The organism is Bdellovibrio sp. CKG001 (assembly GCF_055397465.1).
The window spans coordinates 1,976,775-2,002,392 of sequence record NZ_AP029173.1 but is presented as its reverse complement, the minus strand read 5'-3'; the positions used below and the strand labels follow the sequence as shown (position 1 = coordinate 2,002,392).

28 protein-coding genes and 1 riboswitch are annotated in these 25,618 nt (G+C 49.4%); of the genes, 14 read left to right on the top strand and 14 right to left on the bottom strand.

Annotated elements, in window-relative coordinates; genetic code table 11:
• The 6 genes from ACZ50P_RS09675 to ACZ50P_RS09650 form a co-directional block, all read right to left on the bottom strand.
• A complete protein-coding gene (locus ACZ50P_RS09675) occupies nt 1–1,107 on the bottom strand; it encodes a hypothetical protein (RefSeq protein ID WP_464130825.1) in 1,107 nt (368 codons plus the stop codon).
• Nucleotides 1,104–1,748 (bottom strand): hypothetical protein, encoded by a 645-nt coding sequence (locus ACZ50P_RS09670; RefSeq protein ID WP_464130824.1) that lies wholly within the window; start codon nt 1,746–1,748, stop codon nt 1,104–1,106. The genes ACZ50P_RS09675 and ACZ50P_RS09670 overlap by 4 nt, the downstream gene beginning before the upstream one ends.
• Before the next feature lie 152 nt (nt 1,749–1,900).
• Nucleotides 1,901–2,290 carry a hypothetical protein gene (locus ACZ50P_RS09665; protein WP_464116993.1) on the bottom strand — a complete coding sequence of 130 codons (390 nt, stop codon included), beginning with the start codon at nt 2,288–2,290 and terminating at the stop codon, nt 1,901–1,903.
• Nucleotides 2,287–3,711 (bottom strand): pre-toxin TG domain-containing protein, encoded by a 1,425-nt coding sequence (locus ACZ50P_RS09660; protein ID WP_464130823.1) that lies wholly within the window; start codon nt 3,709–3,711, stop codon nt 2,287–2,289. The genes ACZ50P_RS09665 and ACZ50P_RS09660 overlap by 4 nt, the downstream gene beginning before the upstream one ends.
• A complete protein-coding gene (locus tag ACZ50P_RS09655) occupies nt 3,708–4,331 on the bottom strand; it encodes a hypothetical protein (protein ID WP_464130822.1) in 624 nt (207 codons plus the stop codon). Before ACZ50P_RS09655 ends, ACZ50P_RS09660 begins: the two co-directional genes overlap by 4 nt.
• Nucleotides 4,331–5,218, bottom strand: a complete 888-nt coding sequence (locus ACZ50P_RS09650) for a hypothetical protein (RefSeq protein ID WP_464130820.1) — start codon at nt 5,216–5,218, stop codon at nt 4,331–4,333. Before ACZ50P_RS09650 ends, ACZ50P_RS09655 begins: the two co-directional genes overlap by 1 nt.
• Before the next feature lie 247 nt (nt 5,219–5,465).
• Here ACZ50P_RS09650 and mutM point away from each other — a divergent pair, with 247 nt between their 5' ends.
• From mutM to ACZ50P_RS09620, 6 genes are all read left to right on the top strand, one after another.
• Nucleotides 5,466–6,278: a bifunctional DNA-formamidopyrimidine glycosylase/DNA-(apurinic or apyrimidinic site) lyase gene (gene mutM / locus ACZ50P_RS09645; protein WP_464130819.1), complete on the top strand. Its 813-nt coding sequence runs from the start codon at nt 5,466–5,468 to the stop codon at nt 6,276–6,278.
• Between the two features lie 137 nt (nt 6,279–6,415).
• Nucleotides 6,416–6,628, top strand: coding sequence for an acylneuraminate cytidylyltransferase (locus tag ACZ50P_RS09640; RefSeq protein ID WP_347356590.1), 213 nt, complete (start codon nt 6,416–6,418; stop codon nt 6,626–6,628).
• 224 nt (nt 6,629–6,852) lie between these two features.
• Nucleotides 6,853–9,303, top strand: coding sequence for an acyl-CoA dehydrogenase (locus tag ACZ50P_RS09635; RefSeq protein ID WP_464130818.1), 2,451 nt, complete (start codon nt 6,853–6,855; stop codon nt 9,301–9,303).
• A 70-nt stretch (nt 9,304–9,373) separates the two neighbouring features.
• Entirely contained in the window at nt 9,374–10,576 is a 1,203-nt protein-coding gene (locus ACZ50P_RS09630) for a DUF2252 family protein (RefSeq protein WP_464130816.1), read from the top strand.
• Entirely contained in the window at nt 10,573–11,802 is a 1,230-nt protein-coding gene (locus ACZ50P_RS09625; protein ID WP_464130815.1) for a chloride channel protein, read from the top strand. Before ACZ50P_RS09630 ends, ACZ50P_RS09625 begins: the two co-directional genes overlap by 4 nt.
• Before the next feature lie 160 nt (nt 11,803–11,962).
• Complete coding sequence (locus ACZ50P_RS09620) at nt 11,963–12,757, top strand: hypothetical protein (protein WP_464130813.1); 795 nt, start codon at nt 11,963–11,965, stop codon at nt 12,755–12,757.
• Here the strand turns inward: ACZ50P_RS09620 and ACZ50P_RS09615 are convergent.
• The gene (locus ACZ50P_RS09615; RefSeq protein ID WP_464130811.1) at nt 12,754–13,788 is read right to left on the bottom strand and encodes a hemolysin family protein; all 1,035 of its coding nucleotides are present in this window, start codon (nt 13,786–13,788) and stop codon (nt 12,754–12,756) included. The genes ACZ50P_RS09620 and ACZ50P_RS09615 overlap by 4 nt on opposite strands.
• 196 nt (nt 13,789–13,984) lie before the next feature.
• Nucleotides 13,985–14,082: riboswitch (purine riboswitch) on the top strand.
• On the opposite strand from ACZ50P_RS09615, the gene ACZ50P_RS09610 reads away from it, so the two are divergent.
• A complete protein-coding gene (locus tag ACZ50P_RS09610; protein ID WP_464130809.1) occupies nt 14,075–14,650 on the top strand; it encodes a hypothetical protein in 576 nt (191 codons plus the stop codon). Its footprint overlaps the riboswitch before it by 8 nt.
• Nucleotides 14,651–14,716: 66 nt before the next feature.
• Here ACZ50P_RS09610 and ACZ50P_RS09605 read toward each other — a convergent pair whose 3' ends face one another.
• Both ACZ50P_RS09605 and ACZ50P_RS09600 read right to left on the bottom strand, forming a co-directional pair.
• Nucleotides 14,717–15,142 (bottom strand): response regulator, encoded by a 426-nt coding sequence (locus ACZ50P_RS09605; RefSeq protein WP_262551933.1) that lies wholly within the window; start codon nt 15,140–15,142, stop codon nt 14,717–14,719.
• Nucleotides 15,143–15,325: 183 nt separating this feature from the next.
• Nucleotides 15,326–16,909: an Rnase Y domain-containing protein gene (locus ACZ50P_RS09600; RefSeq protein ID WP_464130807.1), complete on the bottom strand. Its 1,584-nt coding sequence runs from the start codon at nt 16,907–16,909 to the stop codon at nt 15,326–15,328.
• Nucleotides 16,910–17,050: 141 nt separating this feature from the next.
• On the opposite strand from ACZ50P_RS09600, the gene ACZ50P_RS09595 reads away from it, so the two are divergent.
• On the top strand, nt 17,051–17,503 hold the full coding sequence (locus ACZ50P_RS09595; RefSeq protein ID WP_464130805.1) for an OsmC family protein: 453 nt from the start codon (nt 17,051–17,053) through the stop codon (nt 17,501–17,503).
• The gene (gene arfB, locus ACZ50P_RS09590; RefSeq protein ID WP_464116980.1) at nt 17,503–17,907 is read left to right on the top strand and encodes an alternative ribosome rescue aminoacyl-tRNA hydrolase ArfB; all 405 of its coding nucleotides are present in this window, start codon (nt 17,503–17,505) and stop codon (nt 17,905–17,907) included. Before ACZ50P_RS09595 ends, arfB begins: the two co-directional genes overlap by 1 nt.
• On the opposite strand, the gene ACZ50P_RS09585 is transcribed toward arfB, so the two are convergent.
• Nucleotides 17,904–19,142, bottom strand: coding sequence for an MFS transporter (locus ACZ50P_RS09585; RefSeq protein WP_464116979.1), 1,239 nt, complete (start codon nt 19,140–19,142; stop codon nt 17,904–17,906). The genes arfB and ACZ50P_RS09585 overlap by 4 nt on opposite strands.
• A 49-nt stretch (nt 19,143–19,191) precedes the next feature.
• Between ACZ50P_RS09585 and ACZ50P_RS09580 the strand changes: the two genes are divergently transcribed.
• From ACZ50P_RS09580 to ACZ50P_RS09570, 3 genes are read left to right on the top strand one after another with little or no spacing between them, the layout of a single operon-like run.
• Nucleotides 19,192–19,581, top strand: a complete 390-nt coding sequence (locus ACZ50P_RS09580) for a hypothetical protein (protein WP_464116978.1) — start codon at nt 19,192–19,194, stop codon at nt 19,579–19,581.
• 18 nt (nt 19,582–19,599) lie between these two features.
• Nucleotides 19,600–20,415, top strand: coding sequence for a sulfite exporter TauE/SafE family protein (locus ACZ50P_RS09575; RefSeq protein WP_464130803.1), 816 nt, complete (start codon nt 19,600–19,602; stop codon nt 20,413–20,415).
• Complete coding sequence (locus ACZ50P_RS09570) at nt 20,412–20,798, top strand: DUF1634 domain-containing protein (protein WP_464130801.1); 387 nt, start codon at nt 20,412–20,414, stop codon at nt 20,796–20,798. The genes ACZ50P_RS09575 and ACZ50P_RS09570 overlap by 4 nt, the downstream gene beginning before the upstream one ends.
• Nucleotides 20,799–20,808: 10 nt before the next feature.
• On the opposite strand, the gene ACZ50P_RS09565 is transcribed toward ACZ50P_RS09570, so the two are convergent.
• The gene (locus ACZ50P_RS09565) at nt 20,809–21,021 is read right to left on the bottom strand and encodes a hypothetical protein (RefSeq protein ID WP_464130800.1); all 213 of its coding nucleotides are present in this window, start codon (nt 21,019–21,021) and stop codon (nt 20,809–20,811) included.
• 283 nt (nt 21,022–21,304) lie between these two features.
• Here ACZ50P_RS09565 and ACZ50P_RS09560 point away from each other — a divergent pair, with 283 nt between their 5' ends.
• Nucleotides 21,305–21,739 carry a DUF4442 domain-containing protein gene (locus ACZ50P_RS09560; RefSeq protein WP_464130798.1) on the top strand — a complete coding sequence of 145 codons (435 nt, stop codon included), beginning with the start codon at nt 21,305–21,307 and terminating at the stop codon, nt 21,737–21,739.
• On the opposite strand, the gene ACZ50P_RS09555 is transcribed toward ACZ50P_RS09560, so the two are convergent.
• Together ACZ50P_RS09555 and ACZ50P_RS09550 are read right to left on the bottom strand one after the other, a co-directional pair.
• Nucleotides 21,725–22,723 carry an NAD(P)H-dependent flavin oxidoreductase gene (locus tag ACZ50P_RS09555; protein WP_464130797.1) on the bottom strand — a complete coding sequence of 333 codons (999 nt, stop codon included), beginning with the start codon at nt 22,721–22,723 and terminating at the stop codon, nt 21,725–21,727. The two genes, ACZ50P_RS09560 and ACZ50P_RS09555, sit on opposite strands and share 15 nt — an antisense overlap.
• A gap of 60 nt (nt 22,724–22,783) precedes the next feature.
• Nucleotides 22,784–23,410 (bottom strand): TetR/AcrR family transcriptional regulator, encoded by a 627-nt coding sequence (locus tag ACZ50P_RS09550; RefSeq protein ID WP_464116972.1) that lies wholly within the window; start codon nt 23,408–23,410, stop codon nt 22,784–22,786.
• Between the two features lie 589 nt (nt 23,411–23,999).
• On the opposite strand from ACZ50P_RS09550, the gene ACZ50P_RS09545 reads away from it, so the two are divergent.
• Nucleotides 24,000–24,515: a helix-turn-helix domain-containing protein gene (locus tag ACZ50P_RS09545; protein WP_464116971.1), complete on the top strand. Its 516-nt coding sequence runs from the start codon at nt 24,000–24,002 to the stop codon at nt 24,513–24,515.
• Nucleotides 24,516–24,524: 9 nt separating this feature from the next.
• On the opposite strand, the gene ACZ50P_RS09540 is transcribed toward ACZ50P_RS09545, so the two are convergent.
• A complete protein-coding gene (locus tag ACZ50P_RS09540; RefSeq protein WP_464130796.1) occupies nt 24,525–25,496 on the bottom strand; it encodes a universal stress protein in 972 nt (323 codons plus the stop codon).
• Nucleotides 25,497–25,618 lie beyond the last annotated feature (122 nt).

Here is a 25,618-nt window from a genome sequence, read left to right as displayed (position 1 = left end):
CTAAGGCCTATGGCCGACGAAAAAGCCAAGCTCGTTCATTATGCGCAAAATCTCGGGGGCCATTTTGGGAAGGGTGTCCTGACAGGTATGCTCGGTCAGTTCCGTCAGGTTTTGCTGACTTTCCTGTAAAGACATTTCCGCAAAGACAATATCCTCACCACCATTTTCCATTTCTACGCGGGCCTTTAAAAGAGCGGACAGTTCTTTTGCGATCAATCTTTCGCAGCGATAAATGCGCGCCCGGCTGGAGGCTTTGATTCGTAAAGCAACGATCCGGTCTTCATTGAGGGATTGAATGTTTTGTAGAATCACGCTGTGAATTTTTTTGAATCCGTCCTCCGCCACGGCGAGTATTTGTCTCATGTTTTCACGCATTTCCGGAGAAACTCCGGTGGCCGTGATAATAAAACGGCCTTGAAAATTCACAATGCGATTCATGGTCTGCATTTGTGTATAGAACAGGTTTTTATGAAGCAGCGCACTTTTCAAACACTCTTTGGGATTGGGAACCAGAATGTCGTCGACACCATAGCACTGCGATTTGATCAGGACAGAGTTTTGATTGATTAAAGCTGTCAGTGCCTCGGATCTTGCAATCAGTATCGTAAAGGCGGCCTTTTCTTTTTCATACTCCGCCAGAATCATTTCGGAAGTGGTTTTTTCAATAGCTGTGATTTCAGCAATCATTTTTGCTGTTTCCAAAGCGTAGGTTTTTGAAATCAAAGCCGCGCTCATGCCTTGAGCCAGAACGCCCAGTTGCACAAGGGCGCCGATTGCCGGTCCCACCGCAGGAATCAGGGTGACGGCGTTGGCAACGGCTTGGGAGAAGGCCTGGTATCGCTCACTTTCGGATTCGGCTTCGTTGTATTGTTTTACGTTGTCGACCAGATTAACTGCAGCCAGAACTGTTGAAACCTGGCCCGAAAGATCTTGAGCCAGGGCTTTCCCAGCATATTCTTCCAGTTCTTTGATGACGGTGGACCGCACATAGCTTTCCAGATACTGCCGGGTCATGGCTTCCAGGACCGATTGCAGAGCCGAATTTTCTGCGGCCGAGGCCTGAACTGAAATCAGAAGGGCAGTCAGGCCGACAAGAATTTTCTTCATTTGATACTCACGGAAAAAATATTGGCTTTGGAAAGAACCTTCAGGTGGCCAAGGCCGGTGACCATTCCAGCATCCAGATTCAATGTCGGTGGCAAGGCGCGACCGCCTGGAATCTTGGCTCCTTGAAGAGTGATGTTGTTTTTCCCTTCAACCCAAAATATTTTGGAAGTAAGTGTGATGCGATTGCTGCCTTGTTGGGATTGGGTGGGAATGAATTCCAAAATGGCGGAATCCAAAATGATCGTATTGGCAGTGATGTTCAGGGCGTTGTGGGCGATCTGGTGGCGGCCGCAGATTTTGAGAGTATCCACATTCAAATTGGCCGGTACACTTTCAATATCCGTGCTTTCGTTGCAGCCGATGGAAACAAAGTCCTCATTTGAACTTAATGAAAGAAGACGGGTCGGGGATTTAAACAGGGACAAATGTTTCCCCGTGGCCGCTTCCTGTTCAAACTCCACAGAGATTTGCTGGGGAAGATGAATAGAGGTTCCATTAAATTCAGAGTGTTGAACGGTCACAAGACCTGAGAAGCCCATTTGTGGTTTCGAGTAGGATTTTTTAATATCGTTGATTTCTTCGGGTGTCGGCGCGCAAGCAGCCAGTGTTAAGCAGAAAAGGGAAACTAGGTATTTGTTCATGGGAAGCTCCTTTGTGGTGTCCGGTCTTATTGCAAGGGGCGGACACAAAGGAGAGTCTGGGGGAGTGGCGGCAAAGTCTAATAAAAACAATAGCTTAAATTAAAGACTGAGGGGTTTGCTGCGTCCTCAGTCTTGGAATTCGGACAGGATTTTTAGAATCCCGGGGTTTTGCCACCCATGAATTTATCATAGGCTTGAATATAGTCCCGGGACAGGGGGCCGATATGGGGCGTGATCCAGGTATGTTCAAAGGTTTGATTGGAAATGGCATTGGCGAAAGTTTCCAGAATATCCTGATAAACTATCTCGCACAGGTCCCCTTGAGATTCGTCCTGAATCAAAGTTTCGATTTCTGCCATCAATAGGTCCCAACGTGTTTGTTCGGGATGACCCATTAGAACACTCAGGGCAAAATAGACCCACAGCCGCTCCGGCATTTCGATTTGCTCTTGCACAGCTTGATCCATCAACTCGTGCAGGGGTTCTTGCCCTTTTTTAAGATGTGCTAAAACTAATTCTACCCATTCGTTGTTGGTTTTCATAAACGCCCCTCCAAGGCATCACGAAGCTCCAGAATCATATTCTCAACCGCTACGCGATCACTGGCCACTGCTTCTGGATTATTCTTTAGCCAGTTTTCAAAATAGACAAGGCTGTCTTGTCCTTTTTGTGTGTGAAATCTGCCCTTGACGGGGATATTTTCAATACGCTCCAAGCGAATGGCCGCAGCAGTACTGCCATTGCCAATGGTGGAAGTGTTTTTCCAGTACCAGTCATTGACAAATTTCCCTAGTCGGGAGTCCACTATCAATGGACGATTCATAGATTTTCGGAGGTCCCGAATATAACGTTCATAGGCAGCGCGACTTTGTGGAACATTACGCTCGATATGATGAACTACGGCTTCGGTTTTAGTGGCCGCGCGCATGAAGTCCAGATTTTTAATTTTGTTGAGGATCTTAAGACCTTTTCCAACTTTGGAACCAAAGCCGAAGCTCAAGGCTCCAAGCACTGCGAAGGTGCGGTCAAAACTGTCCAGCATATTCCCATTGACCAGATTTTTTCCAGTGAAGGCCTCGTAAACATCGCGCAGAGGTCCGGTGATGGGATCAAGGCCGATAGCCAGGTCCGCAAAGACTTCCGAATATTTTCTGAAGGCCTCGGCTGATTCAGCATCGCCCATTGTTGAAGCTTGGTCAGACTGGCGCACCAGACGAAGACCCCAGTCCCGGGATTCACGGCGGGCAGGATCACTGGTGCGAACCGAGCGCAGGATACTTTCAATGTTCTGCAGTTCGCTCACTAAAGTCGGATCTGGTGAGGTGTACTGAAAGTTTGTTGTTGGCAGCGTGTTTTCGGACAAAGATTTCTGAAAATTCACCAAAGCCAACTCAAATTTCTCCTGGGATTGAGCCAAGGAGTTATGAAGGGCTTCATAGTTCTTGTAGGTCTGCTCTTGATTGGCTGTGATCTCCTGATTCAGTCTTGTCATTTCCGCTTCAAATTCCGGAGTGAAGATCAGACCCTTGTAGATAGCTTGAGCAATGCCGGTCTGAATAGCCGATCCCATGGCGCTATCATGCTTACTGCCGCCGCCACTACCGCCACCCTTGGAATGTGGATCTGCTTCGTCCCCACTTGGGGGACCTGTTTGAACCGGAGTGCTATTATCCCCTTGAACGACCATTTCAGGAGGTGCGCTGCGATTGACGTTGCTCCAGCGAGTTTTTCCGTCGGCATCTTTTCCCTGATAGATGGCTGTGTAATAGTGACCAGCGGAGTACAAATAATACATTTTCTGAAATTCATAGGTGTCTGCGGTTCCCCCGGGAATGGTGAATTGCATCTGGAGGGGGGTGTCGACGACATTTTCAATATCAATCACAGTGTAAGGGGCCACATGCGCAGCAAAGCTTTGCAACGGAATGGCTAAGGACAAGAAGAAGCAGATCAGGCGTTTCATGGTAAAGTTCCTAGCTTTTGTTCCAGCAGTTGCAGATCCAAATCCACAGTTTCAATTTGTAGTTGGATGTTTCTAATCATCGCCTCCAGAGTGGACTGCAGGTCTAGGGCAGTGAAGAGCAGATGTTCCGTCGCTTCGATACTCAGTTGCTCTGTCGAGATGTGTATTTGAGCGTCTTTAAGCAGAGCCTCCCAGTCAGCGGCGAAGTCGGGGTCTTGAGTGCGGCGAATTTCTATTTCTGCAGCCAACTCTTCTTTGGAGACGATGCCTTGAAAGAGCTCTTGCACCAGTGTCACCGTTTCATGGAAAGAGGCGTTTTTGTTTTGAACCAATTGCTGTTGTTCCACCAGAAAGGACCGGAATTCCTGTTGTCGGGTCTTTTCGGTGTACAGGAACTGCCTGCGCAGCTTCTGACGGTTTTTCTCAAGCTGCTGCTTGAATTCGACTTTCTTCTTTTCGTACTCCAGTTTTTTAACGGCGATGCGACCTTCGATATCCGGTAGCATCGTTCCGAAAGAGTAGGCATTGGAGTAGAATAGGATGCCGCGCTCAAGGTCTCCCATGGCGTGAGCCATATTTGTGAAAAAAATGATGAACAAAAATGCGCTCACGGTTTTCATCAGTATTGCTCCTGCTCGTACGCGTTACGGGCTGCCTGGGCATCGGCGGCGATTTCCATGACAGACAATTGTAAAGCTTGATATTCCTTCTGCAGGCCTTCGATTTGCGCGGTAGCGACTTTTGTCATGTCGACCAGAACGTCAACTTCAACGATGCGTAGGAATTCTGCCATCAGTGCCGAATGACTGCGCTGGGTGGTTTGGTGAAGATTTGCGATGTCCTGGTTGAGTTTATTCAAAGCACCTTTGTAGTCTTGTTTGTAGTTTTTTGCGAACTCAGTGGCAGGTGGAACCATTTCGCGGTCCTTGAGTGGACGACCCGTGATTTTGTTCTCCATCAGTTTTTTTCTGAACTCATTTTCTTTGAAAACGCCAGTCAAGAAGGCGCGCAGGATTTCCAACTCTGAATGCATCAATTTGGATCTCTCGTTCAGGATATTGTAGCGATTCTCGGTCAGTTTCCAGGTGTTCAGGGCCGCTTGGCGACGTTCTTGTTTGCTGGAGCTTTCATACTCCTGAACTCTTTCGGCCACGTAGCGATCGTATTCTTTTTTGGCTTCGGCTTCCGCTTCTTCCAGTTGTTTTTTTCTTAATTCTTCGCTGTAGCAGAAAGTGGCCATACACGCGTAGCCACGGCCAATGTTAGTGAAGGTTTCGGTATTGGAGTCAATCACATCGGTCAGACCGGTGGCATTGCCGACGACCGCAAAGACGTCGCGGACTCCGTTGGCGACTTCGTTGACCGTTTTCTTAACGGTTTTTTCAGCGTCTTTGACGATCTGTGGATCATCACCTTTGATAGTGGTGCCGCCGATGCTGATGCTCCAGGCAAGTGCGGTGTGGGCAGAAAGAAGAACGGCAAAACCAGTGATCAGGGCTTTTTTCATATAAAGGACCTTTCCTTTGGTAGGGTGTGTTTGTTAGAGAGCCCCTATCGCAAGGTTGGTGCCTGGTCCTTGGGGGGCGGGCTTGAATCTGAATATGTTATTAAAATCAATATGTTGCGAGCTTGCGGGGGGTGTCCGAAAAGCGGATTTTTCAGTCTGTATTCTTGGACCGAGTCTTAAAGCTTAGAACGCTCGTGGGGGATTTTATCAGAATATGATAAGATCAGACCGGCAAATGAGGTGAATCGTGCCTGAACTACCCGAAGTCGAAGTCGTCCGTCGCGGACTGGAAAGTATCTTAAAAGAGCAGCCCATCCTGGAAAAAGTGGAGTTGAAGCGTCCGGATCTGCGCGAGCCCATTCCTGCTAAAAAAATAAGCACATTAGTGGGGGAGCCGCTGACTTCTGTGGAGCGTCGGGCAAAGTATCTTCTGCTGTGGACGCCCAAAGGGGCTATGTTGTCGCATTTGGGGATGACCGGCACCTGGCGAGTGGCGAATCCGGGGGATGAGCGCCTTCATGATCATATATATCTGCATTTTTCCGGCGGCCTGCGCCTGGCTTATCGAGACCCGCGCCGCTTTGGCTGTTTTGACTTCGTCCAGAACCCTCTGGAGCATCCTAAGCTTGTGAATTTAGGGCCGGAGCCGTTGGATAAGAAGTTTACCGGGGCCGTTTTGTGGGAAAGCCTGCGCGGTAAGGACGTCGCTCTGAAGGTCGCCCTGATGGATCAGAAAGTGGTGGTAGGCGTTGGGAACATCTACGCCAGTGAGGCCTTGTTTGCGGCGGGGATTAAACCTACGCTGGCTGCAAAGAAGTTGTCTTTAGAGAAAGCGTCGGCTTTGGTGGGCGAGATTAAAAAAATTTTATCTCAATCCATCAAAGCGGGTGGATCTTCCATTAGTGATTTCGCTCAAGCCACCGGAGAAAGCGGCTATTTTCAGACGACGTTTCGGGTTTACGGTCGTGACGGAGAGCCGTGTGTGACTTGCGGGCAACAGGTAAAGTCAAAAATTCTGGGTGGTCGAAACACGTTCTGGTGTTCGCGTTGCCAAAAATAATTTTGCAAAATTTCGATTGCTAAGCGGGCCGTTTTTTGTGTAATTTAGGCCTTAGTCGAGTTTTGAAACAAAAATGCAGATCCGCTGCTGGCAATGGCGTCAGCATGGTCCGCAATAAATTAACGAAGGGATCAACAATGAAAGCAATCGTAGTAGCAGCTTTGCTTGCACTATCTTTCACAACTGGTTTTACTTGCTCTAAAAATCAACCTGAGACAGCAGCTCCTGCTGAAACAGCTCCTGCTGCAGAAGCAACTGCTACTGAAGCAGCTCCTGCTGAGGGCACTCCAGCAGCTACAGAAGCAGCTCCTGCAGCTACTGAAGCAGCTCCAGCTGGCGAAACTAAGTAATTAGTCTTAGGACTTAGTACTTAAGTTGATGAAAGCCCTCGCAAGAGGGCTTTTTTTATTTCCACCTCCGGGTGCACATTCGACAGTTTTTCCTTCTGTCACCGAAGCGTCTTTCATATTTCTCCTCATATTTTGTTTACATATAGATATCGGGCCTGAATCACTTGCGCATGCTCATATTAAAGGTTCTAATTATTGAGTATTTCAATAAAAGGAGATTCATCGTGGATTCTATCAGCTCATTCTATGGAATGTTTTTGGAGAGCTACACGGGCCTTTGGGTATTAGGCTCTGTCGTTCTTCTGTTGTTTGTGGGCTTCTTTAGCAGCCCTCTGATCGTGTGGGCGATTGCCTTGGCTGCCATTTTGGCAGGCTTCGGTGCGCCGGTTTGGTTGTTGGCAGTGTATGCAGTGCTGGCGATCATCTTCCTGATCACGCCACTGCGTGCTGCGCTGATCACCTCGGGTCTTCTGGCGTTCATGAAGAAGATGCAGTTCCTTCCGAAAATCTCTGACACGGAAAAAGCGGCTCTGGATGCCGGTGCTGTGTGGATTGAAAAAGACCTTTTCTCGGGAAATCCTAATTTCGACAATCTTTTGAAAGAAGCTTATCCGCAATTGACTGCGGAAGAACAAGCTTTCATGGATGGTCCCGTCAACAGACTGTGCGCCGTTCTGGATCACTGGAAAATTCATAAAGACAAAGACATCCCTAAAGAAGCCTGGGACATCATCAAGAAAGAAAAGTTCCTGGGTATGATCATCCCTAAAGAGTACGGCGGTCTGGGTTTCTCCGCGCTGGCACACTCTGAAGTGATCATGAAAATCTCTTCTCGTTCTTTGTCCACAGCAATCACTGTGATGGTTCCAAACTCTTTGGGGCCTGCAGAGTTGTTGGCACACTATGGAACCGAGGAGCAGAAAAACCGTTACTTGCCTCGTCTGGCAACGGGGGAAGAGATTCCGTGCTTCGGTTTGACAGAGCCGACTGCGGGTTCTGATGCCGGATCTATTACATCCACAGGGGTCTTGTTCAAAGGTCCGGATGGTAAATTGCAAATCAAATTGAACTGGAACAAACGTTGGATCACACTGGCTGCGATCTCCACAACGATTGGTCTGGCGTTCCGCCTTCGTGACCCTGAAAATCTTTTGGGTAAGGGTGAAGACGTAGGTATTACCACAGGTCTGATCCCAGCAAACACACCGGGTGTTGTTCTGGGGCGCCGTCACGATCCATTGGGCATTCCGTTCTACAACTGTCCAACTCAAGGTAAAGACGTTATCGTTGACGCAGAAGAAACCATCATTGGTGGTATCGCCAACGCTGGTAAAGGCTGGCTGATGTTGATGGAGTGTCTGGCTGCAGGTCGTGGGATCTCCTTGCCAGCACAGGCAACAGGTGGCGCGAAGTTGGCGGCGCGTGTTGTTTCCGCACACTCTTTGGTTCGTCGTCAGTTCGGTATGTCTATCGGTCGCTTCGAAGGTGTTGAAGAGCCTTTGGCGCGCATCGGGGCTGCGGCTTATCAGTTGGAAGCCATGAGAAGATACTGCCTGGGGGCGATCGATAAAGGGATCAAACCGGGCGTTATCACAGCGATGCAGAAGTACTATGCCACAGAGATGGGCCGTCAGGTGATCAACGACGCGATGGACATCATGGGTGGTGCGGGTATCTCTATGGGGCCTCGCAACGTTCTTGCTGAAATCTATATTGCAACTCCGATCGGTATCACGGTGGAAGGGGCAAACATCCTGACTCGTACTTTGATGATCTTCGGTCAAGGGGCTCTTCGTGCCCATCCGTTTGCTTACGCTGAAGTTAAAACAGCTGAAGCAGGCGACCTGAGAGGCTTCGATAAAGCCTTCTGGGGCCACATCGGTCACGTTGTGAGAAACACTTGCCGTGCGATTCTTTTATCCTGCTCTCGTGGCTTCCTGGCGTCCACTCCGGATGTTCACCCTCAGATGAAGGTTTACACTCGTCGTCTGGCTTGGACTTCTGCAACCTTTGCCCTTTTGTCTGACGTGGCAATGGGTGTTTTGGGTGGTCAGTTGAAAGCAAAACAAAAAATCACAGGTCGTTTCGCGGATATCTTGGCGAACATGTATATGGCTACTGCTTTGATTCGTCGTTTCGAGGCTGAAGGCCGTCGTGAAGAGGATCTGGCCTTTGCACACTACAACCTGAAGCGCTGTATGGCGAACATCCAGGCCGGTTTCGATGGTATCTTTGATAACCTGAAAATCCCGGGTCTTCGCTGGTTCTTCAAGGGCTGGATCGGGGCTTGGTCTCGTATCAACTCTATCGGTTCTCAGGCCTCTGACGGCTGGTCTCACGGTATTGCGTCTGCGATGCTGAAAGAGGGCGGCATCCGCGAGCGTCTGTCTGACGGTATCTATCTTCCAACAGACCGCAACGAGGCGCTGGGTCGTCTGGAGCATGCGTTCGCAGTTGTGAACAAGTCTGAAGCTGCAGAGAAGAAAGTGAAAAAAGCCATCCGCGAAGGCGTTCTTCCGAAGAAGAAAGTTCACTTGTTGCTGGATGAGGCTCGTGAAAAGAACGTCATCACTCAGGATGAGTTGAAGCTGATCCAGGAGTCCGATGCTGTTCGTTACGATGCGATCCTGGTGGATGACTTCTCTCAAGAAGAGTACATGTCCCGCCACTCTTAATCAGATTTAAAATTCTGAAAAACACAAAAACCCCCAAGATTTCTTGGGGGTTTTGTTTTATCCTGAATGTATGAAAAGAATCTTTGCTGTCGGTGTTTCTGTCTTTCTGGGATTGGCTTCGGATCTGGCCTCGGCCAAAGTGGCGGCAAGTCCTGCAACCTGGCTTCTTTCTTCTGATTTTTCAGTATCGCGCAAGCCGGCAAAGTCGGTGGATGCCACTTTGGTGAATATCTCCTTCAAAGACGACTTGATTGCTCTTTCTGAGTTTCGTCAGACCTATCAACATCTGTCAGATAAGGCTTTCCAGGAAAAATTGGAAGGCTCGCTGGAGCGGGACCTGATGTTCTTCCGGTCTTTTGTGAACACCTATTATCAGGATTTGGCACAGAATGTTTCTTCTTCCAGTCTGGTGCTTTGTTTGGGGGATGCTCATCCTGAAAATTTCGGTTTTATGAGTATCTCGGGTCAAACCGTTTATGTTTTCAATGACCTGGATGACAGCGGGGTCTGTCCTATTGAGTTCGATATACTTCGTTATTTTGCCTCTGTGGAGCTGGCGTTTCAGGATCGGGGGTTGCTGGAAAAAGCGGCCCTGGAATACAGTCAGGTTCTTTCCGGCAAAAAATTGGCAAGACATCTGGATTCGTCGTTGGTTCCAAATCTGAAAAAGCGGCGTGAAAAAATCCTGCGCAGATACACTCATGCAGGTGCTTTTAAAGAGTCTGAAGACTATGTGCTGATGTCAGAGTCCGAGAAAAAAACATGGCTGACTAATCTTAAAGATCTGCCTGTTTTTGCGAGGGTCCAATTATTAGATATCGTAAAAATACATCGCACAACCGGGGGGAGCGGGGGTTTGCAAAGATACTGGCTGCTGTCACAAAAAGACAACGTACAGGAAATTCTTGAATTGAAGGAGTTTCATAAGGCCGGAACCTCTTATGGGACTTGGGAGCAGCCGAGATGGGATGCGACCGAGCGTCTGAGTAAAATTAAGAAGTATATCTGGGGGCAGAGTCCGGAGTTTTACGATATCGCGTCAGTGGGAAATACTATCTTCCTGGTGCGGAGTCGAACGAAGGACTCTTTGGATCTTGGTGAGTTGTCCAAAAAGGAACTGGAGTCGGTGATGCTTGTGCAAGCTGGTATCCTGGCTGCGCACCACAAGCAGTTTGCCAAACAGGGGATTGCTGAGGTCGAAAAATGGATTCTTGCCAACGCCCCGAGGGTCGTTGAGCGCTATCGAAAATCGCTGCAGCAGTTGAAGCCATGATTCAACCAAGAGCAAAAAATCTTTTGAAGCGGATTATTTTAAGCGCCATCACCGGTGTGATGGCGGGGGCTGCGGCGGCAGTGTTTCTTTTTGCTTTGGATCGTGCCACTCGCTGGAGAGAGCTTCATCCGCAGATCATTTGGTTTTTGCCTCTGGCGGGATTATTGTTGGGTGTTTTTTATCACTTGTATGGACGAAGTGTTGAAAAGGGCACCGGGCTGATACTGGAGCAGATCCACGACCCGCAGAACATCATTCCTTTAAGAATGGCACCGATGATTCTTCTGGGAACGGTTTTGACTCATTTGTTTGGTGGGTCGGCGGGCCGCGAGGGGACGGCCGTGCAAATGGGCTCGTCGCTGGCGGATCAGTTGTCGCGTTTTTTTTCGATCAGTAAAGAAGAGCGAAAAGTCCTGCTGATTGCCGGAGCAGGGGCGGGTTTCAGTGCGGCGATTGGGGCCCCATGGGCAGGAGCTTTGTTTGGTTTGGAAGTGATCCAAGTGGGACGCTTGCGTCTGTTTGCTTTGGGTGAGTGTTTGATGGCCGCGTTTGTGGCGCACTTCTTCTGTCGCTGGTTGGGGGCGCCACATTCCATTTTTCCTCCGGTAACGGATTTGAATTACAGTGCGATATCTTTTGTGTGGGTGCTGGTGGCAGGATTGTGTTTTGGAATCGCAGCCAATGTCTTCATGCGATTTACTCACGCGGTGGAGTCCTTGCAAAAACGCTTTGTGAAAAGTCCGATGTGGCGCCCTTTTGTCGGCGGCGTTCTTTTGGTTTTGCTTTACTGGTGGCAGGGGAGTGATCGTTATGCGGGCCTGGGAATTCCGGTCATTCAGGAAGCTTTTCATCAATCACTGTCCTGGTGGGATCCGGTTTTAAAGGCGCTGCTGACGGGTGTGACAATTGGATCTGGATTTAAGGGCGGGGAGTTCATCCCCCTGGTGTTTATCGGCACCAGCCTGGGAAGTGCGCTGTCGGGTGTCTTACCCCTGGGGCTTCCACTGCTGGCGGCGTTGGGGTTTGCGGCGGTGTTTGGTGCTGCCGCCAATACCCCCATGGCCTGCGCGATCATGGCCTGTGAACTTTTCGGCTGGCAGATTGCGCCCTATGCTCTTCTGGCCTGCTGGGTTGCCTACTTTATGACGGGCCATCTGGGGATCTATAAAAATCAAAAGATTGTTCGTTCAAAGAAAGACCAACTTCTGAATGTGTTTCGAAGATAAAGAACGCCCGGGGATCAAGGGCCCCAGGCATTTTCGATATATGTAAGTTGGAAGTTTGGTGTCCTGAATATTGTGAAAAAGTTACCTTTTTCGATCGTCGTGTTAGATGCCGACGCGATGAAATGGTATTTTGTTTCGCATGCGGATTTTACCTTTTTTGATGTCTCTGTTCTTTTCCTGTGTGGTGGTGGCTGTTGATTTGATGGATCCAAAGAATGATCCTGATGTGCAGACCCACATCAAGCGGGGCTACTTTGAGCTTAAAGACGGTGATGGGCAGCCGGCTTCGCAAATCACAGAGGATGTGGTGCTTAGGATGCGTGATGATTTTCTGGCCTATGCAGAGCCTCGCCTGAGTGGTCAGACCCGGGACCTGACGGTGTCTGTTTCCTGGGATAATCCGTATTACACAGCCCATGCCCGCTACACAGACAAAGAGCTTTATATCGGACTGTGGGGCGGTTTTTTGCGGGCCCCCGGAATGAACACGTCGATTCTGTCTTTCACTATGTGCCATGAACTGGGACACCTGATCGGTGGCGAACCTCGACAGACCAATGATAGTGGCGAGAATATCACAGCCGAAGGGCCATCGGATTTCTTTGCGGCTTTCAAATGTGTGGCCGACTTTCTGGAGCGACACCCACAGTACCGTCCACAGATATCACTCCAAGTTCGTCAGCTCTGCCAACAGTCCAAGGCCTGCGAATTGAGTCTTGAAGCGGGTCTTCAGACTTTTCAGTTTTTACAGAAGTGGGGTTTCGCACCTTATGAGCCGGTCTCATTGACGAAGAAGGCGCCCTCCGTGGAGGAGTTTGCGCCCAACGCGTACCCCATCTATCAGTGCCGTGTGGATACGGTTGTTGCGGGGGCTATTTGTCTTCGTGATCAGAGAAATACCTGCAGTCCCCCGCCATGCTGGTGGCCTCAGGGGCGTCCGTATCCACAAAATTAGATGGGACGGCGGCGTGATTTCGACGCCAGAATTTTCTTCATCAGACCGTCATCATCCTCGTCAAAGACATCACCAATGATTTCTTCAAAGATGTCTTCCATGGTGACAAGCCCGGAGGGTGTGGTCTGGTCGTAGATGATGGCCATGTGGGATTTTTGTTCCTGCATTTTTAAAAGAATTCGGAACAAAGGCTCAAAGGACTTAAAGCGCAGAATCGGCCGGATCAGGTTCTGCCATTCCGATTCGCCATAGCGACGGGCGGTCAGAAACTCTTTGGTGTTGATCAGACCGACAATTTCGCCGTCGGATTCCAGAACGGGCAGACGCGTATGCCGTGAGTTCATGATGATCGTTTCAACGTCCTCCAGAGAATCTGATTTGCGCACGAAGATGACATCTTTCCACGGCAGCATGATTTCCCGGGCCATTTTCTTATCGGCACTGACCAGGTTCACCACGTATTGCTTGGTCTGCTGAGGAAGATCTTCAAACTCAATGTGCGCTTCTTTTTGGCCTGGATGAATCTGACCGAAGGTGAATAGCTTCAAGACGACATTGGTGGACCATTCCAGCACCGTGACGGCCGGGGCCAGAAGTTTTTCACCAAGATACAATCCCTGGGACGTCCACAGTGCAATGGATAAAGGATTGCGCAATGCCAGTGTTTTCGGGACAAGCTCGCCCACAACCACACTTAAATAAGAGATTGGCAGAACTACCATAGCAATAGCAATGGCTTCGGCAGTTTGTTCAGAGAACCTGAAGGCTTCCATCAACCAGGGACTTAACGCTTCCTCGGCGCCAGCACCACCGACGGCGGCGGCAATGGCTCCCACCAATGTGATACCAATTTGAATGACCGAAAGGGTTCTTTCCGGATTTTCTTTTAGTCTAAGCAGACGGCGGGCATTTTTGTTTGTTGGTGCCAGTCGTTTTAACTGTTGACGATTGACGGTGACGAAAGCCATTTCCGATCCGGAAAGCAGCATATTCACAAATAAGCAGGCGGCAACAACAATAAACTCAGTCACAGGAGCCTCCTTGGAACAAGGGGGCAGGGATAAAAAAGGGGTACGTTTTCGGGTAAGGGTCAGGATCCATAGGGCGATAATCTACCGTATTGCGAGCTTCTTCGCAAAGGGGCAATGCAGCCAATCTTGTGGGGTTGTGCGCGCTGTGTCGCAAAACTTGAGGACATTGTATTTGCCTTTTCTGTCTTGGCTAAGGCATGAAAGGTCCAATATCAACCGTATAAGTGACCGATAAGGGGTCGCGTTTCTACCGGACGCCGTAAATGTCCGACTATGGAGGCTTATTATGAAAAAGTTTACCTTGCTAACATCTCTGCTTCTTTTGTTGGCTTCCTCTGCTTTCGCGGATTGGGCCCAGGATTTCGAAGAACTCAAAAATATCCCTCGCAGCTATGAAGATTCAGGAGCCATCTGTGAAGAGGTGGCTCGTTTGGATATGCAAAAAGAGTTTCCCTTCCCGCAATACAAGGTGGAAGTCGGTATTGCCTATGGAGATGGTTCACGCACCATTGGAGAACTGGATATTGTGATCCTGGATCTGCAGCAGAACAAAGTGATCAAAGTTGCTGAAGTGAAGTGCTGGAAGGACATTCGTGGTGGCTTGCAAAAGGCCATGGATCAAAGAGCACGCTTCATGAAACATAACAATTCCAGCAAGCCCTTGTATTTCCGGTCCACCTCAAGTCAGCAGGTGTTTGAACGTGAATTATTCGAGGACGTGGAAGAGTTCTTCTCTATCGCCCAGAAGGGTGCGGCCTCCGCGGGGTTTGATGTGGAGCTGGCTTACACGTTGAAAGAGATGCACCAGTACCGCACGGAGATGTTGCGCTGTCAGAGTCAGGGCATCTGCGCAAAGCCGTAAGGCTTAGTTCGGGGGCTTTCGGACATCCTGCCCAAAAGCCCCTTTTGCATGCGTTCCCAAGTTCCCTTAGATAGAACGCAAAATAAAATTAAATGATCTCATCATAGAACTGAAGGCTTGGCGCTTGTTGATAAAGCCCATGTAAGTGAAGTTTCTCACCAGCGGCAGATCCAGTTCTTCTTCACTGTGACCGGTGTAAATCACCACCGGAATGGGTTTGCGAATCTTGTGAACCTTTCTTTCTGTCAGAAGGCGATCCATCAACAGGAGAGTGTCACGGCCACCCATTTGTGGCATTTGCCAGTCCAGAATCACCAAATCGAAATGTCTATTCGCAAGAAGTGGGATGGAATCTTGACCGTCGAATGCCATCGTGACATCGCATTTGTAGTGATCCAGGATGTGAGACATAAGCTTCACGGAATCCAAGCTATCATCGATCACTAGAACGCGGGGTGTGCGTTGTTTTTCGAGATTTGTTTCTAGCACCATGAGTATTCTCCCTGTTATCGGGGAGCTCACAAAAAGCGCATCTGTCACAGAGTGGGACGATTTTGCGGTAGCTCCTACTTCGATTATTTGAACCGAAGTAGATCTGAGAATCTTCTAAAAGAGCTACCATGAAGGGATTTTAATGGAAGGTCTGCAAAAATGCAGGAAGAACTCACGTACAGATTACGCAAGTTCTTTTCTGGTTTGTTCAGTGACAAGAACTTCGCGCACCACGACCACTTTAATTGATCCTGGGTAATTGCATTCCTCTTCAATGCGCGCGGCGATCTTACGGGAAAGATCCATGGCCTGTGTGTCGTCCACTTTCTTGCCATTCACCATAACGCGACACTCGCGGCCACCACTCAGCACGAAGCAATCTGTGACACCAGGGAAGCTGCGAGCAATATCCTGAAGCTCGGAGACCTTCTGGTTGTAAGATTCAATTGTGGAACGACGTGCCCCAGGACGCGCCCCTGACACCGCATCGGCTGCGATCACCAGGAAGGCGTGGTCTGTGGAAGGCTGCTCATCAAAGTGATGGGCCTTCACGGCGTGAACCACATCCGGAGCTTCTCCACGAGCAGCAATGAAGTCCGCACCAATCACGGCGTGTCCACCTTCCACTGTGTGGTCCATGGATTTACCGATATCGTGAAGCATCCCCACGCGACGGGCTTTTTTGATGTCCACACCCAGCTCCGCAGCCATCAGGCCTGCCAGCCAACCCACCTCACCGCAGTGGAAGTACTGGTTCTGCGTGAAGGAGTAGCGATAGCGCAAAGACCCCATCATCTGACGGATTTCGGCATTAAGACCTTCAAGCTTCAGCTCTTTTGCTAAAGCATCGCCATCGTGTTTGATGTTTTTGAAAAGTTCTTTCTTCTGGTTTTCAGCAATCTTCTTGATGAAATCCGGAGTGATGTTTTTCTTTTCCTTAAAGATGCGCTCCAGGGTACGGCGAGTCAGTTCGCGGCGAACAGGGTCAAAGCCGGCAACACCGACCATATCCATGCCTTCTTCCACGATAATATCGCAACCACAGGCTTCCTGAACGGCTTTGATATTGTTGCCAGCCGGATCGCAGAAGAGTTTGCGGATGTGGGCGTCGGGGAAGTTCACTGCACCGATGCCGCGCTCAGCGCAGTAAGGGCGGGCAAAACGATCAATCACCAGACTCAAGATGCGCTTGGCTTCCTGTTCGGCGTGCTCCTTGGCATCAGCTTCGGTTTCTTGGGCGATGCGGGCGGCGCGACGGCGAGATTCCTCTTCCATCTGGTTTTTCAACTGAGTTTTGAAATCTTCTGCAGAGGTCCCCAGACGCTCGGTCAGTTTTGTGACGAGCTCCTGATTCAGTGTCTTTTGGGTTTCCTTCAGCTTGTTCAGTTCCGCTTCCAGGCCCCGCAAAGCCTGCTCTTGAGTTTTTACATCGGCTTCGCGATCTTGCAGTTTCTTTTTCTCTTCCTGAACGATGGCGTCGGCTTTGGCTTTCTTTTCGTTGGCCACTTCCTGCAAGTCCTCGATGCGCCCTTCGGCCTTTAGCATCTCGGGTTCCACTTTGGTCCAAAGTTCCATTTCAATTTCCTGGATGCGTTCTTTTTCCTCCAGGTTGCGAAGCTCAACGGCTTGCTGAGCTTCATCGATAATGTCTTGGGCTTCTTCACGGGCCAGGCGCAGGGTGCGCGCTCTTAGAAACTTGTGCAAGGCCCAGCCCAAACCACCACCGGCGACAATTCCAATTATGGCTGTAGCAATCATTGCAATCATAAGGGTACTCCTAATCCCGATATTCTAACTCTCTCAAGCCACGCAAAGCAAATTTTCCGTCCCCCCAGTGGCTCTTTACTTCTGGCGTTATGGGGGGTAGGCTCACTTTCAGTGACGTTTAAGGAGGCAGAAATGGGTCATATGGCGTGTCAAACAAAGTGGACAGGGGAGATGGGCTTTGAATCGCAGATTCGCGCTCATAAGGTGACGATGGACGCAAAAGCCGATTTTGGTGGTAAGGACCAAGGACCAAGTCCTAAAGAGCTGGTTTTGGCCGGAATCTGTGGCTGCACTGGTATGGATGTGGTTTCCATCCTGAAAAAAATGAGACTCAATCTTCAGTCCTGCGATGTGAACGCAGAAACAGACACCACGGCAGGGCATCCGTCTATTTTCACCACTGTCGAGTTGCAGTTCCGCATTCAGGGGACGGATATCAAGCCGGATCAGGCGATGAAGGCGGTGAATCTTTCCATGACAAAGTACTGCGGGGTCAGTGCCATGATCGTCAAAGCGTCTCCGATTCACTATCAGGTCTTTTTAAATGATCAGAAAATCGGCGAGGGTCAGTCGCAGTTTGAGAGTCCTCAGTAATGATCACCCCGCAAATTCCTTTTGCAGAAATGGACTTCACCTATGCCCGTTCCCGCGGGCCTGGGGGGCAGAATGTGAATCGCACCAATTCGGCGGCGATTCTGCGGTGGAATTTGTTCGCGTCTCAGGTTCTTTCTGAAGAACTAAAAATACGCCTGCTGGAAAAGTTGGCGGGCCAGTTGACCGAAGACGGGGATTTGGTGATTCGCAGTGATGTTCATCGCGATCAGGATCAGAATCGTTCCGAATGTATCGCGCGTTTGCACGCCATTTTGCGCAAGGCCCTTTTTGTGCCGAAAAAACGTGTGGCCACAAGGCCCAGCAGAAGCTCGGTGCGCAAGCGCCTTGACAGCAAACGCAAGCACTCAGAAACAAAAACTCTAAGACAAAAAATTAAAGATTAAATAACGGGTTCAGCAAGGTGGGCTTTCGGCTCCTGGTCGCCGCCTTCAATCGCCTCAATTCTCCGTGACAGGAAAATAGCCACAAACGTGAAGGCAATGGCGATATATCCCACCACGGAATAGTGCTCAAGTCGGCCATCGGTGCCTGTTGTGACAATCAGTCCGGCAATATAGCTGGACACAGCCGAAGACAGCTGCTGCACGCAGCTGACAATGCTCATAAAGCTTCCACGATTCTGAGGGCGTGCCGTTCCTGAAACCAGGGCGGTGGCCGGGATCATGCGTCCTCCGGAAACAACAAAGAAGAAAGCGCAGATGGCTAGAACCACCCACAGCGGGGATTTCCCCAGATTGGTAATCACGGCATAGGGGATGAGAGTCACCAGAGCCCCCCACAGAAACACACGGTGTTTGCCGAAACGATCTGCCAGGCGGCCAATAAACGGAGAGGAAAAGATCGTGAAGGCGCCACCGATCATATACATCAGCGGCAGTTGAGCCTCGGTCAGACCGGCATTGGCCACCAGAGACGGCGACAGGAAAGGAATGATGGCAAAGTGACCGAACATCACCGAGGACATGAAGTACAGAGCGCGGCGCTGATTTTTATTTTTACCAATTCGAGTCAGGGTATTCCACAAAGGTTCTTTGTTTTGCGGTCCTTGCAGATGCATTCGCATGGACGGTATTTTAAGCCAGATGATTCCGCAAAGAATCAACGATGTTCCGCCCAGAAATAGAAACGGAGCATGCCAGTTGTATTTGTTGGCCAGGAACAGACTGAAGGGAACTCCCAGAATGGAGGCCATCGAGAAGGAAGTCATGATGACTCCCATGGCGCTGCCCCGGCGTTCATAGGTGATGGCATCACTGACAATGGAAAGAACCAGGGAGCCCAACACGCCACCGAAGACACCGGTCAGGCCGCGCGCAAAGAGCAAGAGTTCATAGTTTGGCGACAGCCCACAGGCGATGGTTCCCAATGCGAAACCGACGAAGAAAAAGAGCAGGCTGGTTTTACGGTCAAATTTATCTAAAAAGAAAGAAGCCGCAAAGCCACTGAGTCCTGCAAAGAAGGTGTATGATGACACGAGGAGTCCGAAGTGGTGCGGATTGATCGCGAACATTCGCATCAACTGCGGCCCCAGAGGCATCATGATCATGAAATCCACGATAGAGCTGAACTGGATGGAGGCCAGGATCGCGAGAAGAACTTTTTCTTGTTTGGAAAACACGGGGGTCCTTTTTGTTGACGTGTTTAAAACTTACCGATAAGCCTTGGATATGGCAACAATTTGGAAGTTTACGAAGTTTGTTCTGGTTCTGTTGATTGTAGGTGTTCTTTTGTGGGTGATTTTGGCTAATTACAGTGTCATTTTCTCCAAGACTGTAGTGGGGCAAATCACAAGTGTTGAGCGTGTGGAGATCCCGGTGGCTCTGCTGACACGTGCAGAGGGGAATATCACATCTCAGGTGTTTTCTTTTGCCATCGGCATTAAGGACACCAAAACAGGTGAAATCTACACGTCATCTTCAGAAGACCGTCAGTGGGCTGTGGCTCAGCCAGGACAGTGTGCGGAAGCCGTTTTCCTTCCATATCCACCATGGCAATTTACGAAAAAGGACACTTTCTTCGGAGCCCGTTTGGTGCGCCTGTATGAGTGTGCCCAGTAAAGGAAGTGGGCTCGTCTGATGCCTGAAATATTGCTGCTGATTACATCTGTTTCCGCCGGGTTTCTGGGAGCTCTTCTGGGGCTTGGTGGTGGGATTATCATCGTTCCGGTTTTGACTTTGGTTTATCACATCGACATTCGGTACGCGATTGCAGCAAGTTTGATTTCAATTGTGGCGACGTCCTCAGGGGCGGCGGCCAGTTATCTCAAGGACTCTTTAACCAATCTTCGTCTGGCTGTTTTTCTGGAAGTGGGCACTGTCAGTGGCGCCATCGTTGGTTTTTTGATTTCTTCTTATATCAAAGCACAGTTTTTATTCCTTCTGTTCGGGGTCTTTTTGTTCTTTTCTGCAGTGATGATGTTGCGTCGGCGCGGAGAGCATATTTCCACAGTCAACCATCCTTGGGCTGAGAAACTGAAGCTGGACGGAGAGTATCCAGAGCAGGATCACCGCATGCTTCCCTACAAGGTCCAGAATGTCCCTTTGGGTCTGTTTGCCATGTTTGGTGCGGGTGTGATGTCAGCGCTTTTGGGGATTGGCAGTGGGATCTTCAAGGTGCTGGCAATGGATGGGGCGATGAGACTGCCTATTAAGGTGTCTTCTGCGACCTCCAACTTCATGATTGGTGTGACGGCTTCTGCCAGTGCGGGGGCGTATCTGTTGCGTGGTGATGTTCGTCCTGAGATTGCTGCCCCCGTGGCTGTGGGTATTATCATAGGCTCTTTTGTGGGGGCGAAGGCCATGGTGAAAATCCCGGCCGTTCGTATTCGTCAGATTTTTGTGGTGGTGTTAAGTATTGTTTCCATCCAAATGATCATCAAGGGGTTGAGATGAGCCAGGAGTCTCCAAAAAAGGATTCTCTTCACGAGCTGGAGTTGATCATCAGTCAGATCTTAAGAGGCGGTGTTCTTTTTTCCGGTCTTTTTCTGTTGCTGGGCTGGATGTGGATGTGGTTTCGCGACGGGGACAACCTGCGAACCTTCACAACATATGAACCTCGTCCCTTGATCGAAAGTATTCATTGGGCCCTGGTGACGAATGATCGAGCCCTGATGATCTCTTTGTTTGGCTTGGTGACGCTGGTTTGTTTGCCATTGGTTCGGGTTCTGATGACTGGTATTTTGTTTGTTAAACAAAAGGATCGAGGACTTGCCATCATGGCATTTGCCGTTTTTTTGGCCCTGGTGGGAAGCTTCCTGTTGGGGATTGAAATCTAGGCTGACGCTCTTACATCAGATTCCGGGCGATATACCATGGAATAAGAATGTAGATCGTCACATCGCGGATTAAATAGTACGCAAAGAAGATCGCAAAGAACTTCCATCCATAGCGCCGAATCACACCTTTAAGTCCACTTTCGCGGAAGATCTGTTTGGCCTCACGCAAGACTTGCGGTGTCCAACGGTCCAGGAATTTAATTTTTTTCGGCGTTGGCTTCATGAATGAAAAGACCCCTCACACTTATATCCTCTCCTTTGAAGGCCAGTGTCAAGGGGTCGAGGAAAAGGCAGGAGTCCGTGAGGAAGAGGGGATGAGAACAGGAGAGTTCGGAACTGTTCACGGACATCCTGTTTGTCTTTAGTAGACTCCTTCTTTCGCGTTTTGTCAAAAAGGTCGAGGTGTCAGGTAAAAGTGCTGGTCCATCTCTGGGCTGCGGTCCTAAGATTTAAATATGAATACTAAAAATCTCAAATTCACTCTGTTTGTCCATCTATATGGTCTAATGAAAATTCCACTGGTGTTGTTTGTGAGTCCTCGCGTGGTTGAGGCTGGCGACAAAAGATTTGTGCTGAAAATTCCTCTGGGGTATCGCACGAAGAATCACCTGAACTCCATGTACTTTGGTGCTCTGGGGATCGGGGCGGAGCTTTCAATCGCGGCGGCAGCGGTGGCGGCCATCACTGAAAGTAAAATGAAGATTGATTTTGTCTTTAAGGATTTTACTGCTCAGTACTTAAAGCGTGCGGCCGGGGATGTTCACTTTATTTGTGATGAAGTGGAAGCTGTGAAGTCTTTGATTGAAGAGGCCAAGACCAATCCCGAACGCATCGAAAGAAAAATGAAGGGCTACGCCGTGGTGCCTTCGGTGAATCCAAGTGAGCCCGTCATGACCTACGAGCTCACTCTTTCTGTGCGCAATCGATCACTGAAGTCCTAAGGTGGACAGATTCTTCACGCTCTCATCATATTCGTTGATGAGTTTGGCGTAGATTTCGCGAACGCTCAGGATGTCGTCCACCAGGCCCACGGACTGGCCGGCTGTCCAGACGGTTTTCCATGTGGGTTTGCTGGCGGCTTCTTCCAGGGATTTCATTCCCATGAGATGAATCAGCGGCACCATGTATTTTTTGGTCATTTTGTTGTCCTTGAGGACTTTCATGGCCCACGGAAGTTCTGTTCCAAGTTTTTGCACATAAGGCGTGTTGATGACGGCCGCAGGTGTCCCAGACACCCGTGTGGTCATGACAATATCTTCTGGTGTCGACTTCACGATGGCCTCTTTATAAGACGCATCCACTTGTGCCTCGCGGCTAGCGATAAAGCGGGTGCCCACGCTGACGCCAGCTGCTCCCAGGGCCAGGCAGGCCGCAATCATCGAGCCATGAGCGATGCCCCCGGCGGCAATAATCGGAATCTGCAGTTCTGTTTTTAACCAGGGAATCAGTACAAGCGGAGATATCGGGCCGGCATGTCCACCAGCACCTGCACCGACGGCAATGACGCCATCAGCGCCAAGATCCTGCACCTTCAGGGCGTGCTCAAGATTGGTGACGTCGCAAAGTACTTTAGCGCCATTTTTGTGCGCATCTTGAATGACCGACTTGGGGCTTCCCAGGGAGGTGATAAAAAGGTCCACACCGTGATCCAGGGCGACCTTGATGTCCTGGGCCTGACGGGTGTTGCTTTTGTTAACGATGACATTCACGCCGATGGGCTTTTTTGTGCGGCTTTTGATGTTTTTCAATGCTTCGGCGTACTGTTCGATGGGGCGATAGTTCAGCGCGGGGAAGGTGCCAACGCCACCGGCCTCGCTGGCTTCGACAACGATGTCTGTATTGCTGACCAAAAACATGGGTGCGGCGATGATGGGGAAGTCAATTCCCATGGAATCCGTGAAACTGGTTTTGATTTTTTTTAGCATAAAAAAGCCTCCTCGCCTTGGATTAAGGATACGAGGAGGCTTCAAGGACGCAAGTCTTTTTTAAGGCTTCAGATATCTGCTGAACAGAGTGAAGACTTCTTTTTTTATTGCTTCTTCGTGTTCTGGAGACTGTGGACCCAAAAGGCCTAGTTGCAGAATGTTGTTAAAGCAGGATACGACGAACAAAGCCATCATCTCACGGTCGCGACCTGGGTAAACCGGCATGTGGGCAAGAACCGCTTTTTGGTAGTGTTCAAAGAACACGCGGCGTGTTTCCCAGTAATCCAGCATTCCCTGAACGCCCTGCAAGGCAGTTCTCAGCGGGCGGTTGTCGTGGAAGCGTGTGAAGCCGATGTCAATGAAAGCATGAATCTTTGCATCCAGGTCCGGAGATTGAAGATGAGCCAATTTTTCTTCAATGTACGCCAGATCCTTTTGCAGAAGATCGTCAATCACCGCAGCAACGATCGCTTCTTTGTTGGCAAAGAACTGATAAAGAGAACCGATGCTCACGCCGGCCATTTCAGCAATCTTGTCGGTCGTTATGGCGTGGTAGGGTTCTTGGACCAGAAGTCTTGCGCAGGATTCAACAATGCTTGCCACCGTCTCTTTGGAACGTTTTTGAACGGGGATTTTCAGCATGTACTTCTTGTCTGTATTCGTGTGAGTTTGTGGAGCTGCACCCATAGTTTCCTCCTTTTGAGGTTTGTAAACTTGGCTCGTGTTCATATTCGGTCATCGGGGATTGTAATTCAATACTAGTTCCTTAAGTATCAGAATATGATACCTAAGTCCTCTGGGGAAGTACGTCTTTACGAATTCTTAACATGAAACACAAACTATCGTCTTATTCTGGTTCGAACAGGGTAAATTAGAGATACATTACCTAATGGTAATCAAAAAGCAGTATAAATCAGAGCAAAACATTATGTTTGAGATGATTTTCGGTAGATAAGATCACTTTTTTCTGCGGAGTCACGAATTCTTTGAGAGCAAAACTTTAAAACTCGGTTCAGGATTCAGCCTAATTAATATGCAAATCCAGCATTCTTAGGTAGCAAATGGTTTGTTGTATAAGCCTCCTCCGTCGCGATGCAAAACGGGCTTTGAGGCCCATGACCTCACATTTTAAAAGGCCCTATTAAGCTGCCTAAGTATATGGGATTGCGAACAATTGTATGTTTTGTTGGATATGAGATTTTTGTCGGACTTATGATTGCGGTCATAGATTGCCGTCGCCTTTCTTTGCACAATCAAGGCAAGAACAGGGGATGTTATGGATGAACAGAGAAATTTAGAACATTTTGCCAATCTGGGAACGAAGCTGGGATTGTGCGTAAAAGACCAAGAAAAGCGCGTGTTGTTCCAGAACGACAACTCCATTCGCACCTGTGGCAACATGATGGGGCAGCAGTGTTCAAAGACCTGTATGACTTTGTATCGCACGATCGAAGAGTGTTCTGCGATTTCTGAAGGGATGAAGTTATTCAAAGCGACGGAAATTGAAGGTCACAAGGTTGACGCTTTGATTGTTAACGACGGTGATAAAATCACAACAATGCTTTATCCTTTGGATGAAAGCGAAGAAAAGTTCCAGAAGCAGGAAGCTTACTTCCGCGAGCGCGGCTTGACCAAGAGTGAAATTAGAATCATGCAGATGGTTTTACAGGGAATGACCAATGCGGCAATTTCTGAAAAGCTTTTCATTTCGAAAGCCACTTTGAAAACTCATTTGAACAATATCTACAAAAAACTTCCAGCATCCATGCGTCCGTCTCAGGTGCGTGGTTAATTTTTTAAACTAGGGGGCCGGTTCTGCGAAACGGTCCTCTTGTTTGTCATAAAAGCGACGAGTCAGCACGTACACCGGACAGCTGGATTTGCGAACGACATTTCGCGTGTAACTTCCCAGTAGTGCCGCACTGAGAGGGCCACTCTGAGCCTCCATTACAATCAGATCCACCTCGTTTTTTTCAACTGCAGCCAAGATCAGCTCGTCGACCTCCTTAAATGTGCTGTCGATAATAAACTGAGCCCGAACGCCTTCTTTTTCGGCCCAATCCACCCAGTGCTGGGCGCGATGGCTTTGGGATTCAATGGTGAGTTCTACAATCTGTTCCAGAGATAGCATTTTGCCTTTGTAGTTATAGACGTGAGGTCGTGTGTCCAGTTCAAACAAACTTTCGATCGGTCTTGGGATGGCGTGAAGCAATGTGATGCTGGCACGCAGTTTTTTTGCTAGCTCGAGCGTGTGGCGGAAATTGTCCTTTGAGTGCTCTCCAAACTCTGTTGGGAATAGAATGTTTTTTGTCGTGTGAGTGTGGGATGAGTGAGGCCCGATCACGCAGACGGGGACTTCGCTTTGCAACAGCAAGCTTTCAGCAAAACTTCCCAGCATAAAACGTTGAATCCCCTGGCGTCCGTGGCTGCCTACGACAATCAAATCTGTTTGGGTCCGGGCGGCATAATGGGACAGGGTCTCCGCGGCCCCGGCGTGGGATTGTGAGGCGTGGGGAATAACCTTGGGATCCTTCAAAAAGGGCAGATTGTAGTCTGTTAAAACTTCGCGGAAAAGAGATTCGGCTGTTTGGGAATGATCCGTGACCCAGGCAGGAACTTCGTAAGTCGGAAGGACGATTTCGTTTTCCCGTAGAAGGTACAGAGGTTCGATTTCAGCCAGAGTGGCTTTGTGGATCTGAGTCAGATAGTCCGCCATCTTTTGGTTGAGTTCTTTGTTGTCCTCAAATGCATCTAAAGCCCAGATGATTCTCATAGAACCTCCCTGCTCTTATTTTGCCTGTGCAGGGTGGGGAGGCGGCAAGGGTCTGTCCTGGGTTCTTGTTGGGAAACAAGAGCCTGTGGGGCGGTATAAAACGAAAAAAGCCCACCAAGAGG